The sequence below is a fragment of the Paenibacillus sp. MER 180 genome (assembly GCF_023713665.1).
Lineage (GTDB): Bacteria > Bacillota > Bacilli > Paenibacillales > Paenibacillaceae > Paenibacillus_B > Paenibacillus_B suaedae.
In genome coordinates, this window is record NZ_JAMAVT010000004.1 from 362,047 (window position 1) to 377,466 (window position 15,420).

At 49.2% G+C, this 15,420-nt stretch carries 8 protein-coding genes; 4 read left to right on the forward strand and 4 right to left on the reverse strand.

The annotated features are described in order from the left end of the window. Positions 1 to 71: 71 nt before the first annotated feature. On the reverse strand, positions 72 to 4,748 hold the full coding sequence (locus M3661_RS08980; RefSeq protein ID WP_251483847.1) for an S-layer homology domain-containing protein: 4,677 nt from the start codon (positions 4,746 to 4,748) through the stop codon (positions 72 to 74). A 390-nt stretch (positions 4,749 to 5,138) separates the two neighbouring features. Here M3661_RS08980 and M3661_RS08985 point away from each other — a divergent pair, with 390 nt between their 5' ends. From M3661_RS08985 to M3661_RS08995, 3 genes are all read left to right on the forward strand, one after another. After that, entirely contained in the window at positions 5,139 to 6,884 is a 1,746-nt protein-coding gene (locus M3661_RS08985; protein WP_251483850.1) for an ABC transporter ATP-binding protein, read from the forward strand. Next, complete coding sequence (locus M3661_RS08990; protein WP_251483853.1) at positions 6,881 to 8,689, forward strand: ABC transporter ATP-binding protein; 1,809 nt, start codon at positions 6,881 to 6,883, stop codon at positions 8,687 to 8,689. The genes M3661_RS08985 and M3661_RS08990 overlap by 4 nt, the downstream gene beginning before the upstream one ends. Positions 8,690 to 8,809: 120 nt before the next feature. Beyond that, positions 8,810 to 9,553: a YwaF family protein gene (locus tag M3661_RS08995; RefSeq protein ID WP_251483855.1), complete on the forward strand. Its 744-nt coding sequence runs from the start codon at positions 8,810 to 8,812 to the stop codon at positions 9,551 to 9,553. Positions 9,554 to 10,043: 490 nt separating this feature from the next. Here the strand turns inward: M3661_RS08995 and M3661_RS09000 are convergent, their stop codons facing one another. Beyond that, positions 10,044 to 10,931, reverse strand: coding sequence for a LysR family transcriptional regulator (locus M3661_RS09000; protein ID WP_065290420.1), 888 nt, complete (start codon positions 10,929 to 10,931; stop codon positions 10,044 to 10,046). A gap of 203 nt (positions 10,932 to 11,134) precedes the next feature. On the opposite strand from M3661_RS09000, the gene M3661_RS09005 reads away from it, so the two are divergent. Continuing rightward, a complete protein-coding gene (locus tag M3661_RS09005; protein ID WP_251483857.1) occupies positions 11,135 to 12,139 on the forward strand; it encodes a DMT family transporter in 1,005 nt (334 codons plus the stop codon). Positions 12,140 to 12,230: 91 nt separating this feature from the next. Here the strand turns inward: M3661_RS09005 and M3661_RS09010 are convergent, their stop codons facing one another. Together M3661_RS09010 and M3661_RS09015 are read right to left on the reverse strand one after the other, a co-directional pair. Next, on the reverse strand, positions 12,231 to 13,736 hold the full coding sequence (locus M3661_RS09010) for a leucyl aminopeptidase (protein WP_065290418.1): 1,506 nt from the start codon (positions 13,734 to 13,736) through the stop codon (positions 12,231 to 12,233). Positions 13,737 to 13,869: 133 nt separating this feature from the next. Then, complete coding sequence (locus M3661_RS09015; RefSeq protein ID WP_251483859.1) at positions 13,870 to 15,291, reverse strand: ATP-binding protein; 1,422 nt, start codon at positions 15,289 to 15,291, stop codon at positions 13,870 to 13,872. Positions 15,292 to 15,420 lie beyond the last annotated feature (129 nt).

A 15,420-nucleotide genomic window follows, 5' to 3' on the forward strand; every position in this document is an offset into this window, starting at 1 on the left:
GGTGAAGGGCTCCTTTTCAATTCCACATCATGAAACGGTTCGGGAAGGAATCGATCCTAACTCATTCCCTATTACAAACGATTGATATATGCAGATTGCTGCAGCAGTCTCTTCAGCACAACGACGCCTTCAGCGCGCGTAGCAGTTCCATTCGGGACAAAAGAGTTTGTATTGCGCCCTTCCATAAGTCCTTTGCTCACGACCGCAGCTACAGCATCCTTAGACCATGCGGCAATCTCATTCTGATCCCTAAAGAATTGGAGAACTGCCTCCGTATTCACATCGGTATCCTTTACCCCAGCAATCTCAGCAGCTCGTAGAATGAGTACACTCATCTGCTCACGCGTGAGCAGCGCATTCGGGCTGAAGTGGCTGCTGTCCGTACCTTGAATCAGTCCCTGCTCTACCGCTGCTCCTATTGCACCCGCATACCAATCTTGCGACTGGACATCGACGAATGGCATCACACCTGCCTTCTCCTTCATGCCGAGCGCTCGCACAAGCATCGCTGTAAATTGGGCACGCGTCAACGTCGCTCCCGGAGAGAAGCGGGTGTCACTCGTTCCCTTCACTATTAGCTTGGATGCAAGCAATAAGATATCTTGCTCTGCCCAGTGTCCCCGTATGTCCGTGAACATTGGGGGCTGCACTTCTACAGTGCCGTATATCCCCGTCTCCGATAGCTTGAGCAGCACTTCCAAATCCCCTTCACGAGATTCAAATAAGGCAGGGATGAACGCGTACCCTCCTGACTTCCCATCATAATCGATTGCCGTCATTCGATTTCGATCAGCTGCAATCGCTGGAAGCTTGAATCGATATTCCGCCCGTTCCCCCTTGAATGCAATCGCCTTCTCTTCTTCCCCCTCCTTCACGACCAATCCAATTTCGAGCGCTGCCCCTATCTTCTTGGATCCATCCTGCAATAATCGTTGCTGGAGTGCTCTATCCTGTTCTTGCAACAACGTCCCGATACGAATCTGAAGCTCCCCAGACTTCTGATTACTGATGCCTGTCAGGGCGGACTTCATCGCGTGAAGCGGCAGCTTCAGGACACCTTGCGGCGATTCGATGGCAATGCTGGATTGTGGAAGCTCCTCCGCAGCTTGCACCACGCCTAGCACGGGAATGCTAATTTCAAGCACATCCTGCACACTCGCAATCGAATATTTCAGAATAGGGTTAGACAATGATGAGGCTTGTTTCTTGAACTGTTCGATCTCTTCCTGCATCGGAGCAAGATTTACCTTCGCTGCGGTCACTTGACGACCATCCTGATCTTGTCGATAAGCAATGGACAGCCGCTCTAGTTTGTTCGGTGTCGCAGGCTGCTGCGAGACAGCTCCCGAACCGCTAGATGGATTCGAACCTCCTGGATTCGAACCCGTGCCGCCTGAATCGGTGCGGATGATGTCAATCGTCCGACTGTTCGTCTTATATTTATCTACAAACACAGTAATCGTTACGCTGTTGCGGCCAATCGATAGCGGGATGTTGGATTTGAAGCCGCCGCTTGCATCAATGATCGCTGGCTTACCATTCAAAAACACCTCAGCCGTCCCTGTGCCCAGCACCTCAACCTGACCCTCCACCACTATCTCGCGGTTCGATGTCTGCCGCCCTTCATCGTCTTGCCATCCGCTAAGCACAGCTGCCCGTATCGAGTTACCCACGTCATACGCGTTCGCCACAAGCTGGCGCAGCGTTCGCGTCCCAGAAGGATCGACGGTTGTAATGACGAATCCCCCCTGCGGAATGACACTGTTGTTCTGCTCCGGTACAGCCCAGTTCCATTGGATCGCTTGTTTACGATTGACCACATTCGTCACTTTACCGCCGGCATCTACAACAACCTCGACCCCGAATTGATTTGTGCCCGTTGAATAACCGAACGCGTCGGTCAGCACATTCACATTGCCCTCGACTCGGTTCACATTATAATAGTTCCCTTCCATGAATGAATCCGGGCTGCCTGGCAAGCTGATGCCAAGCTGATAATCCTTCACATATTCCTCATCCCGGAGGGCCGCCGAAGCAATAGGCCAGTTGATCTGGGAGGCATCGAACAACATCAGGCCATTCGTGGTAGCCAATCCTGCCTGAAATACCTCTCGCTGTACAGACGGAGTCTGCACATTGACAAGGGATATCCCCGCATACAGCGGAATCTCACCATTTGTCACAATATTGCCAAGCGTAATGTATTTCTTCACTTCCTTGCTGGTCGTCTGATAGGCGCCGATCATTAAGAAGTCTAAGTATTCAATGTAGCCTGTATCATAATATTCCGGCGTATAGACAGATTGATCAGGCAGCCCTAAGCGTGCGTCATAGCGGAAATTACGGCTCCCCCAATTGACACCGTTTAAATAATACGTTTCATACCAAGAGCCTACATAGGAGGATACTTGGATCGTCCGACCTGACGAGGCTTCATAGGAATCGACAAGCGACTTCACTTCAGCGAAGAAGCTCTTGATCGTCCCGGAACGGAATTCCCACCAGTCTTGAATCAATGGCCCGTATACCCGGACGTTCTGCTCATATCGGTAAATATCGGCCGGCCAGTTCTGCAACTGCTTGCCCCTTGCTTGCAGGAACTGCTCGAATTTGATCCGAGTGACGTCACTGAAATCAGCCGTTTCGTTATCATATCTCCCCCGATCATGGACGACTCCATCGACATCGTAGTTTTTGATCACTTCTTCGAACGTTTTTAATTGATATGCTCTCACCTCATCGTCTGAAGGATTGACGAATGCAACGAGCCCCTTTTTCGCGCTTTCCCGAAGACGTTTGATCTCCCCGTTGTTTTCTGGAACGTAGATACGCTCCTCCCAATTCAAGTGCTGATCGAGCACTGCGTATTCGTTATGGGCGATCGAACCTTCCGCGAATACATTCAGGGATGCGTGCACCTTTAAGCCAAGCGCATGGCCATGCGTAATAAATTCCTGCAGCAGGTCGAGATTCGGATTCGAGCCTGCCTTCTCCGGCGCTTTTATCTCACTCACGTACGGTCTTCCGGTCAGATCGTTCTTCTTATAGGATACGAACCCCTCTACCCCTTTCACATCGAAGACGACTGTCGTCACGCCTAAGTCCTTTGCCTTCTTCAGGAAGGCCAGCACTTGCTCGCTGGATTGGAACTTCCGAGCATTCGCTGCCTGATCGACCCATAGAATGATGTCCTTCTCAGGTGCAAATCCCGGTCTGCTGAACACGACCATATTTCGCTTATCCTGTTCCTTCCCGTTTTTCATAACCACAATATCTACATAGTTCGTACCCCTGCTCAGCGTAACGGGAACTGAGAAGGTACCATCCGCAGCGAAAGTCTCCTGCTTCCCATGGATCAATAATGCCGTCGATTCCGGATGATCGATATTCATAATCCGCCCAGTAACCACCGTCTGGTTGTCTGTTACGGTATACATCAACTCATTATCAAGCATCAGTCTTGCAATCGCTCCATTGCCGCTTCTCACATCCTTAACAGAGACTACCTCTCCGTTTTTGCGAAGCTTGATTTGATCCCCCGCCTTGAAATGAACCGCTAGATACCGTTTGATGAAGTTCGTCGCATAGCTGTCGTCCTGTGCCATTAATACATAACCGCCATCTGGGATTTCCAGAGTAGTTGGCCCCGTCCAGACAGGAGGCTTGCCATTAATAGAAGGATTGACGACACGAAGAACACGATTATGTTCGTCTACTTGAACAGCAACATTGTATTGAGGAACGACAAGCGAGGAGCCATAATCACGTGTAAATAAGGCAACTACATTTCCGTGTGCGGCGATGTCTTCGTCAACAGCATCAATTTTATGCCGAGGCCCTTGAATTTCGATTGTGACATCGATTGGAGCAGCCTCAACCTCGATATAGTCTGAGCCCTGCCCGGAGCGTTCATAGGTCGCGGTGATGTTGGACACTGCCAGCTCTGTATCGCCTTGCAACAAGCGCACCGTGATAAGGTTAGCACCTAAGGTCAGATACACTTGCTGCAGAAAGCTGCCGTTCGCGGTAATACTCGCCTGCTTCCCACCGATGACAACCTGGATATTCTGGTTCTCTCGATAATTCGCAACATAGCCTTTGACCGCAATCATGGGTACCGTTACCATTGAATCCGAAGGGGTAATGAGATGCAGTTCAGGCTTCAGTTCAGGCTCAGGCTTCTGATTGCGGAAATCAGCTGCCGTCACTTCCTTGCCGCCTCTCATTAATCGAATGTGATCTCCAACGCTGTAATGATGGAATAGTGGTTTTTGATAAATCGAAGAGTCCCAAGTGGTTCCACCAGAGAGCACGATATAGCCCTCCTCTGGAATTGCAATACTTATGTCGTCATCCCATGACACCGGAGGATCAGCATCAGGGCCATATACAGCTTCTATAACACTGTGACGATTAACCACGAGGGCCACATCATATTTTTTGACGAACACTTCATTGCCGTACACCGTATTCGTCACACCGGCTCCACTCGTATATAAGGCCAAGTAATCGGTTTTGTTCGCTAATGAATCCCCGGGGGAATTAATATCGCTAATTACAAGCGACTGCGTTGCATCCTGCGAGACGATGGTGACAGGGTCTGCCTCAGCCGATGGAAGAAGCAGTTGTTCGATTGGGGGCAGATCCGCCTCAGCCTGCGCATAATTAGGCACGGCCTGCAGCAGCGTGGAGAAAAGGAGAACGGCAACAAGCCAGATGGACAACGGTCTCAGCAAGATGTATCTCATTACGATTACCACCTTTCAGGAGAACAATTTAGGATCTATGCGCTGATACACGCATAGCACTCACGTGTGTATGTTCACCCCCCTTTGACCTTCTCGTTACAGTAATGATTGCCTCCACATTGTAGTGGTAAAACGCTTACATCATAAGCGGTTTCGCATTACCTTTTCTGGTAAAATCATGTTCATTTTTGTAGTCTTCTTATATTTGAAACCTTCTACTCGATGCGAATCCCGGACGCCCCTACGGAATAGTCAGAGAATAAACTTCTTAATTCATTTTTTATCTTGCAGCTGCCATTATTTAGTGTATGATAGAAATTATTTCATTCGACGCTTCTTCCTTCGCATGACGTAGAAGCCTCATGTCGTTCACAGATCGGAGGTCATCTTATGTCCCAGAACACATCCATATCAATGACTTGGCTGCTTCGGTATCTATATCCGGTAAGGGGCCGGCTGCTGCTGCTGCTGATTATGCTGCTCGTATCCACTGCATGTCAGCTCATTAATCCTCAGCTTGTGCAGCAATTCATCGATACAGCCGCAGCTCAAGGTGCAATATCCACCCTTCTCACACTTGCAGGCATTTATCTGCTCATTGCTGTTTTCACCCAGTTTATTACGGTTGCGATAAGCTATGTTGGCAATGATATCTCATGGCGCGCAACCAATACATTGCGCGGAGATCTCTTGCGGCATTGCCTCGGATTGGATATGCATTTCCATAACCGCAAGACGCCTGGCGAGATGATTGAGCGAATAGACGGCGATGTAACCGGCATGTCCAACTTCTTCGCCATGTTCATTGCGCAAGTCATCGGCAGCTTCATCCTGCTCATCGGTATTCTTGGCTACATGTTCACCGTTAATTGGCCGATTGCAGCTGTCATGACTGTATTTACGCTTCTCTCCATCGGCTCTATGGTATTTATTCGCAACATGGGCGTGAATAGCTCCAAGGACGAACGTTCTGCAAGCGCCGCCTTATTCGGCTTGATTGAGGAACGAATCGCGGGTATCGAGGATGTGCAAGCGAATGGGGCTGTGCCCTATGTCATGAATCGATTCCATGGTGCGATGCGGAAGGTATTCTTATCCGGCCGCAAAGCTTGGATGCTGCGGGTTATTCCATGGAATAGCACAGTCGTACTCTTTTCGATCGCAGTGACGGTTGTACTGTTATTGGGCGTCCATTACTATTTAATCGGTCAAATATCGCTCGGAACGCTGTTTCTCATTTTCCAATATACGCAAATGTTGAATACACCTATTGAGCAGCTGGGGGATCAAATTCAGGAATTCCAAAAGGCCAAATCCGGCATGCTTCGCGCTCGCGAACTTCTCTCCCTTCGCAGTGAGATTGAAGATGGAACGAAGACGCAACTTCCGGATGGGGCACTCGGTCTGGAGTTCAAACAGGTTACCTTCGGTTATAACGAAGATAAAGTCGTGCTTCACGACATCACTTTCGACGTTCAGCCAGGCCAGCGACTGGGCATCATTGGCCGTACGGGAAGCGGCAAGTCCAGCATCAGCCGTCTGCTGCTTCGTCTATACAACATCAACAGCGGAACAATCCAAATTGGCGGCGAGGATATTCGCAGCTTGAAGCTGGAGACGCTGTACCGCCGCGTAGGAATGGTGACGCAAGACGTGCAGCTCTTTGACGGAACGCTGCGCGACAATCTAACCTTATTCGATCCGAATGTTTCGGACGAGAGCATCTTGGAGACAACCGCGAGGCTCGGGCTGCGGCAATGGATCGATGGACTGTCTAATGGACTCGATACCCATTTGTCCTCGGGTGGAACTTCGTTGTCTGCAGGTGAAGCTCAACTGTTCGCCTTGACACGTGTATTTCTGACCAATCCAAGCATTATTGTGCTTGATGAGCCTTCATCACGGCTGGATGCCGCAACAGAAGCAATGCTGCAAGTTGCAGTCGATCAACTGATGGAACAGTGTACGGGCATTGTCATCGCCCATCGCTTGGCAACGCTCGAACAGGTCGATACGATCATGGTGTTACAGCATGGACGAATTGTCGAGCTAGGCTTGCGCGAAGAGCTTGCAAACACCCCCTCCTCGCATTATGCGAGACTGCTTCGAACAGGAATGGAGGAGGAATTGGCATGACCGTAACGCGCTTTATCACTCGCTTGTTCCAGTTCCGACCGATACTCTTTCTTGTAAACGGAATCATGTGGGGCATGTTTCACGCAATCCCCCTGCTCGTCGGGCTCGGCATGCAGTGGTTTTTTGATCGCGCTACTACCCAATCTCATGATTATATGTGGCTTGCGGTTCCGTTAATTGTTATCGCACTTGTACGCATACTGCGGGTTGGCGTGTTTTTTGCAGCATTCTACCAGTGGGTCACTTATATCTACCATATCCAAGCAGTACTGCGCACCAACATGCTGGCAGGAATTATGCGCTGGCCGGGACGCCATCTTCCGGCTTCCCCCGGAGATGCTGCCAGCCGCTTCCGCGACGATGTGAATGAAGTCGTGAATTACGTGGAATCATGGGTCGACTTCTGGGGGCGATTGGCCTTCACCATCGTATCCATCATCATTATGGCCAACATCAATTGGCAAATTACCGTAGTTGCAATCCTGCCACTGCTTGCTGTTACCGTGCTGAACAACCTGTCGGGCAATCGTGCACGGCGCTATAGTCAGCAGAATCGAGAAGCAACATCGAAGATTACGGGCTTCATCGCGGAGATATTCGGGGCAGTGCAAGCACTGAAGCTTGGGCAGGCTGAACGTCATGTGCACCAGCGCTTCGTCAAGTTGAACGAGGATCGTCGTCAAGCTGCCCTTAAGGATACGCTATTCACGCAATGGATGAAGTCGTTGAATCAGCATGTACTTACTATCAGCACAGGCGGAATTCTGTTGATGTGCGCAACAGAAATGCAGGCAGGACGGTTCTCTGTAGGAGACTTCGCCCTATTTACCTCCTACCTGACGAACTTTGCCTTTAGCATATCCTTGTTCGGCTATATGGTTTTTCAACATAAGCGCCTACAAGTATCTCTCGATCGAATGCGCATCTTGTTCCAGCCGGGAGAAGAGGATCGTGTCGTGGAGCACAGCCAGATTTATCTGGATGAAGATCCTCCGGCACCACCCGTTCGCACCCTTAATGATTCAGAACGGCTGCAATCCTTGGAGGTTGATCAGGTATCATTCACCTATCCGGATTCTGAACATGGCATTCACGATATTCAATTTCGCGTGAATCGAGGCGAGTTCCTCGTCATTACCGGTAGGATCGGTTCGGGGAAATCCACGCTGATGCGTACATTGCTTGGTCTGCTGAAAAAATCAGAAGGAACGATACGCTGGAACGGGAAGGAGATTGATCCTGCATCATTTCTCACCCCGCCCAAAGCGGCCTATACGCCGCAGGTGCCTCGCTTATTCAGCGACCCGCTTCGGGAAAATATCATTATGGGCAGTCATGATCGAGAGAAAGATGCATTGGAGCACGCCATTCGTCTAGCAGTCATGGAGCGGGATATGGAACAGCTTGAAAATGGTCTTGATACGTATGTAGGGCCTCGCGGGGTAATGCTCTCCGGCGGACAAATTCAACGGGCGGCAACTGCAAGGATGATGATGACACAATCTGATCTGTATTTGTTCGACGATCTGTCCAGCGCCCTTGATGTGGAGACCGAGCAGCTGCTCTGGGAGCGATTATTCACCGAGCGTGATGTCACCTGCATTGCCGTGTCGCACCGCCGCGCTGCCTTAAGCAGGGCTGATCATATTATCGTAATGAAGGATGGCCGAATCGAGGCAGAAGGGACACTGCATGAGCTGCTCGCAACATGTGCAGAAATGCAGCTGCTCTGGCAAGGCGAGCAGTCCTCTACGGAGGAAGTACCAAAGGGGGAAGTACCGAAGGAGGAACTGATCAGTTCCTAGTGGATTGCTCTACTCACTTCTCACTGCTCACAACTTACAACTGGCTCTACCACAACTCATGCTTTATCAGCATAAAGAAATCTAGCAAGAATTCCATGTGAAAAGGAGGATGGCATCTCCATGTCTTGGTTCTCTCCACAGGTAACAGACACGTTCAAGGCATTCTCATCTGCACATATGGGGGCACTGTTTCTATTTATCGTGACAGTGCTCCTCTTATATCGATGGCGTCATTGGTTTCGACAGGAGAAACATAACCGATACGGCAGATGCGTCCTAATAAGTTTGCTCGTCCTATCTGAAGTAACCTTGAATATATGGTATGTGGCAACAGGGATATTCCGTGCGGCGGATACACTCCCGTTCGAGCTATGCAGCATCTCCTTATACATGTGTGTGCTCATGCTCCTGTTCCGAAGCAAGAAGATATTCCATATTGTTTATTTTACTGGTATCGGGGGAGCGCTCCAGGCACTGCTAACGCCAGCTCTAGACTATCCGTTCCCCCATTTCCGATTCGTCCAGTTCTTCATTGCCCATATCGCAATCATCCTCGCGGTGCTGTATATGGTCTGGATAGAAAATGTGAGGCCTACGTGGAAATCAATCGGTTATGCGATGCTGTTCCTTAACGTTCTGCTCGTTGTAGTTGGGGGTGTCAACTATATAACAGGCGGCAACTACATGTTCTTGGCTCACAAGCCGGAGACTGCTTCCTTATTGGATGTGCTGGGGCCTTACCCGTGGTATCTTCTATCACTCGAGGGTGTTGCACTGGGAATGTTCATTGTCTTGTATCTTCCATTCTTTATTGCAGGACGACTGCATACAAGCAGCAGTACGGATAAAAATCTGCGAGGCTGATTCAGAGTGCCGATTGGAGCAGCAGCTTCAAAATGTCCTTGTATATCAAGAAAAGGGATTGTGCCATAGCACCATCCCTTTTCTTATTTTCATCGCAATCATAGATTACAATTTATTCCTCTAGCTTGTATAATAGATATGTACAACACACCTTGAGTGGTTGGCTCCCTCCGGAAAGGAGGTGAGTCTATGAACTTCTCCTTCTCCGATGTTATCATGTTCGCTACGTTTCTCGTCGCGCTACTGACGTACATGGATAGAAAAAAGAAGTAACCACTCATGGTTAGCCGCCGTGGGTTACTTCTCTATAGCGTATGAAATTTATGGAGGGGAAAATCCACTCAAGATGTTTGTACTGGGAACGGATGGCAGTCCGTTCCTTATTTATTGTATCGCTCTTATTACATATTATACCTGATTGCCGCCACTAATCAATTGAAATAAACTACTAATTTCAAGTTTCCAGCTACTCTTATACAGGCAAATGCTCCTACACCCGGCGCTTCTCGCGCACTTCCTCCATTGTTTCCATAAAGCGGCGCTCCGCTTCCCCCATATACGTATCACTGCGGCGAATATAGACAACGGATACCATATTGAACGGTTTCGGTATGGCGAATACTTGCAGTTCGCCTTCTTTCTCTAGACGTCTTACTGCGGCCCGAGGGACAACCGTTATGCCGAGCCCAGCTACAACCGTTCCGATAATCGTCTCTAGTGTCCCGAATTCCATCACCTTCGTTGGCGAAATCCCCTCAAGCTGCATCCACTGCTCCAGTTTCGCTCGATATCCGCAGCCTTTGCGGAAGACAAGCAGCGGGCGGTGCAGCAATTCCCGCACATGGAATAACGGCTGCTTCCCGTCTACGGCACATTTGCCGCATACGAGCACCAATTCCTCATCGAACACTGGGTACTGTTCTACGTTCGATACCGTTACCGGACCGGATACGAATGCCCCATCCAGCTTGTATTCCAGCACTTCTTCCGTCAGCTTGTCCGTTACCCCCGCCATTAGCGACAGGTCGACCTTCGAATATTTCTGATAGAACAGACTTAATATATCAGGCAATCCCACGACCGTCTCTACTGAACCGATCAGCAGGTTGCCAACAGGATCCTCACTGTCTTGGAACGCCTTCCTCATTTCACTCATGAGCATTGACATCCGCTCTGCATAATAGAGCAGCTTGCGGCCTTCCGCATTCAAGGTCATGCCCCTGCGATGGCGATGAAACAGCGGATGCCCAACCTCCTGCTCCAATGCACGGATGCGAGCCGTTACGTTCGACTGCACATACCCCATCTCTTCAGCCGCACGGCTGACACTTCCATGCTCTACGACGGACATGAAAATATGAATGTCACTCAAGTCCATCCTAATAACTCCTTCACACTCTATGTTAGATATCATTATTAGTGATATCTTAAATCACTTTCAATTATTTTACAAGATATCAGAAAAGTCATAATATGAATTTCAGTTGTTATCGAACGTTACTATAAACGGAATTGTTAAGCAATCTCTATTACAGATACAGATAACGCTTGGCATCGTGTGGAGTGGGAGTGAGTGGCATCATGAGTAAGAAACATTTTTGGCAGGGAGCTATGTTTTGCCTCTTTGCAGCAGTAGCATGGGGGGCAATGTTCCCGATTGCCGAGAGTGCGCTGCATCATATCGATCCGTTCTGGTTCTCCGGAATTCGATACAGTATCGTCGGCCTATTACTAGCTGCACTGTTATTGTTCAAGGAAGGCAAGGCAGCATTCAATACAAAGGGACAAACCTTCAAAATATGGCTGCTTGGTCTGTTCGGGTTCACTATTTATAACTTCGGCGTATTCTGGGGACAACAGCAGCTCGGCAAATCAGGAGTTCTGCTTGCCTCTATCATGGAATCGTTCATGCCGATGCTGGCTGTACTGTTCGTATGGCTCGTAACGCGCAAAATGCCAAAGATGTCAACACTTGCTTGTGTGATCACCGCATTTATTGGAGTTATCTTCGTCGTGACGAAAGGCGATCTTCACTCCCTTGCAAATGGAGGACTGAAGCTGCTTCCACTCTTGTCTGTATTTGCAGGGATTACGGGGTGGGTCATTTACACCGTTAGCAGCGGACAGTTCGCTGGATGGTCTGCACTTCGTTTCTCTACCTTGAGCTCGCTGTACGGCGGATTTACAACACTGGCTATCGTTCTCGTCATGACTGCTCTAGGCATCGTCGATGCTCCATCTGTGAGCACGGTTGTATCGATTGCGCCGGAGATGAGCTTCATGATTCTCGTAGCTGGTCTGCTCGCCTTGCTGAGCTGGATTCAGGGGGTTCAATTGTTGAAGCCGATTAATGGCATGCTGTTCATTAACTTCGTGCCTGCAACGACGTTCATTATCTCCGTCATACAGGGTTATGAGGTATCGTCAGCAGAGTGGTTCGGCACACTGCTTATCGTCAGCGCTCTAATCGTGAACAATCTGTTGAGCCGCCGTGCATCGCAAGATGCGGACACTGAGACAGCCAAATCAACTGCCGATTTGCGAAGCCGTCTTCCGAAGAAGCGTTCCCATGCATCAACAGGTTAATCCATTCCTTTGCACGAACCAACGTAGGCCCCGAACGAATAAAAAGGTGTACCGCGCAAGCGGCACACCTTTAAATAACAATAATTGTAAATTACGACAGAATTGTCTCAGCAATTGTCCGAACCATAACTCCAGTTCCGCCCTTCGGATCAACGCCACGGCTGGATGCTAGGAATGCAGTTCCTGCAATATCCAAATGAATCCAAGGCAATTCGTCAGCGAATGTTCCGACGAACAAGCCAGCTGTAATCGTTCCTGCTCCACCTGGTATAGCATTGCGCAGATCTGCAACGTCGCTTTTCAGCATATCCCAATACTCTTGATTGGAAGGAAGCTGCCATACGAGTTCATTCGTACGAGATGCAGCCGCTTTGAGCGTATCGTAGAAGGCATCATCATTCGTTACAACACCTGTTGTAATCGAACCGAGCGCGACCCCGACAGCACCAGTCAACGTTGCTGCATCGATCAGCTTGCTTGCGCCAAGCTCCTTCGCATACGTCATGCCGTCAGCCAGTACAAGGCGTCCTTCCGCATCTGTGTTGAGCACTTCAATGGTACGTCCGCTGTAGGATGTAATCACATCACCTGGCTTCAACGCATTGCCAGCAGGCATATTTTCCGCCGAAGCAATCACGCAGATCACGTTCTTCTGTGGACGAAGACGTCCGATTACGGACATCGTGCCGAGCATTGCAGCTGCGCCGCCCATATCACAGATCATTTCATCCATTTTCGCAGAAGGCTTCAAGGAAATACCGCCTGTATCGAACGTAATCCCCTTGCCGACGATGCCATAAACATCTGTCCACTCGTCCGTGCCTTGGTATTTCAGAACAATCATGCGTGGAGGATTCACGCTGCCCTTGCCAACGCCGAGCAGACCCCCCATGCCCTTCTCTTCGATCTGCTTCTCATCGAGCACATGTGCTTCGAAGCCGAACTGTTCAGCCAGTTCCAACGCTTGTTCTGCGAGTGTGCTGGGAACTAGCACGTTCCCTGGCAAGTTCGTCAGGTCACGCGCATACGTTGTACCGAGCGCATAAGCTTGACCCGTCTTAATGCCTTCGTTCCATGCTTCTGTCGCCAGTTCCGCTGCGTACAGATTCAGGGATGCAAAGGTATGAGCTGGCTTCGCATCTTTCTTATAGGTAACGCGCTGATAAGCCCCCAAGAGGAAGCCTTCCACCATCATATGTGCGAACGATTGCGCTGCTGCCGCATCAGCCTGTACAAGCTGTTCCGGTACGATAACCGCTACACGGCTCAGGCGATGCTTAACCGCTACACGAGCAGCCTCAGCAAGACTAAGACGTACTTGCTTCTCTGTCAACGCTTCTTCCTTGCGTCCTACTGCAATCAGAACAGGAGTCTTCTCTTCTCCTGTAGCTACTACATAAGCCTTGCAGCAATCTGCCTCGAACAATCCGCTACGAACCGCTGCCGCACAGGCTTCGGCCCCTGGGAATCCAGATGCATTCTCGAATTCAGCTTTTGTACCAATTACTACAACAGCGTCTGCCTCAATCTGAGCAGATGCAAGTGCTTGAGCTTGAATTTGTACATCATTCATCCATGTTGCATTTGCTAGTTTCATAATGTGATCATTCCTTTGTATTAAAAAATGATGAATGCCAATGTCTCCCTTATTGTACCACAACCCTGATCGTTGTGGCTTCATAACGGCAGACATCGGCTGCGTTGGTGAGGCTTCTTGCCCTTACAAGTATTTATGCGAGCGGCAATCGAATCGTAAACAGCGTCCATTCTCCCTCTTGGCTATCCACCTCAATTAACCCGCCGTGATTTTTAATAATTCGATAACTGACAGACAACCCGAGTCCAGTACCATCGGCCTTCGTTGTGAAGAATGGATCGAATAAGCGCTCCATCGTCTTCAGGGACATCCCTCTTCCGTTGTCCCGAATATGTATCTTCGCGAACCGACCGTCCCGCTCCGTCACGATGCGGATATGCCCTTTCCGTACAGCGGCCACATCATCAATCGCGTCAATCGCATTGCGTATCATATTCAATATAACCTGCTTAATCTGCTTCACATCAATGGATACAAATAATGAGCCCGAAGCGGAGTTGTCGACCAATTCGATCTCGCAGCCTTTCATAACAGCATCGCTTTCGGTTAGGAGGACAACCTCTCGTAGAAGGGATGAGACAGGAACTTCTGAGGTCATAGGAGCTGATGGTTTGGAGGAATTCAGAAATTCAAAGATGATATCATTGGCACGATCAATTTCTGCGAGAATAATCTTCGCATACTCTTCCTTGCCAAGCTGCATCAGATGCGGCCTGAGCAATTGAATGAAGCCGCGAATCGAGGTTAATGGGTTGCGTATTTCATGCGCAATAGCTGCGGCGATTTTACCAAGAATAGCTAGCTTGTCATTTTGATATGCCGTTTGTTCGATGCGCTTGAAGTCAGATACATCTTTAATGCTAAATAAATAATCGCCATCCATCTGATCCCCGTAGGTGACGGTGACAAGATAATGTCGATCCAGACGATCGGAGAATTCGTGATAGCGCTTTCTTTGGAGGATAGTGTCTTTATATAGACGGAGGAGCATTTTACGCTTGTCCCTTTTGAGTAAAGGATGAAAAAGCATTTCACGCAAGGAACAACCTACAAGTGCTTTGCGTGGTACATCCAGCAGTTTGGCCGTCTCCACATTAATGAAAGACAGTACGCCACTACAGTCAAATAATACGATTCCGCTATCCATATGCTGAAGCACGTTCTCGTATTTGTCACGAACGCTCTTGGTGGAAAATAAAGCTTGTGCGGACTGAATCCAAGGCTCACGTATCGGGTTCAGCGCCACTGCAATCCCCTCCTTGCCTCTCTCTTCTGTCTTTATAGCTATCATCCACTCTAAGAAATATAGGAACGAACGATGAAGTGCCTTGACCCCATCATTCCAGTCAACATGGGCCAGAACAGTGAACATTGCATCCTCGTGCAAGCTAAGAAGATCCTGCTGCAGCTCCAGTGAATGTAGCTCCATGGCTAATTCCCTCGCTACATGCAAATCCTTCTCGTCCCCGTTCATGATATAATTCCACAGCCCTCTACAATATCTTTGAATCCACTCATTCTCACTTCGCACTTGCAGCTTGCAGTCCGTGGTCAATGTGGCTCACCTCATTTGTACGGTAACCGTATCCAGGTTCGTCCCAACAGCTTCATCATAGTAAACTTTTGGCAAAATCGTCAACACTAGATAATGTCGAAAATGGACAAATAAGCTCATTTCCCTTAA

Excerpts from the sequence above, each read along its gene's own strand:
- M3661_RS09000 (WP_065290420.1), bottom strand. The coding sequence starts at position 10,931 with ATGGACTTGAGTGACATTCATATTTTCATGTCCGTCGTAGAGCATGGA.
- M3661_RS08985 (WP_251483850.1), top strand. The coding sequence starts at position 5,139 with ATGTCCCAGAACACATCCATATCAATGACTTGGCTGCTTCGGTATCTA.
- M3661_RS08990 (WP_251483853.1), top strand. The coding sequence starts at position 6,881 with ATGACCGTAACGCGCTTTATCACTCGCTTGTTCCAGTTCCGACCGATA.
- M3661_RS08980 (WP_251483847.1), bottom strand. The coding sequence starts at position 4,748 with ATGAGATACATCTTGCTGAGACCGTTGTCCATCTGGCTTGTTGCCGTT.
- M3661_RS09005 (WP_251483857.1), top strand. The coding sequence starts at position 11,135 with ATGAGTAAGAAACATTTTTGGCAGGGAGCTATGTTTTGCCTCTTTGCA.
- M3661_RS08995 (WP_251483855.1), top strand. The coding sequence starts at position 8,810 with ATGTCTTGGTTCTCTCCACAGGTAACAGACACGTTCAAGGCATTCTCA.
- M3661_RS09010 (WP_065290418.1), bottom strand. The coding sequence starts at position 13,736 with ATGAAACTAGCAAATGCAACATGGATGAATGATGTACAAATTCAAGCT.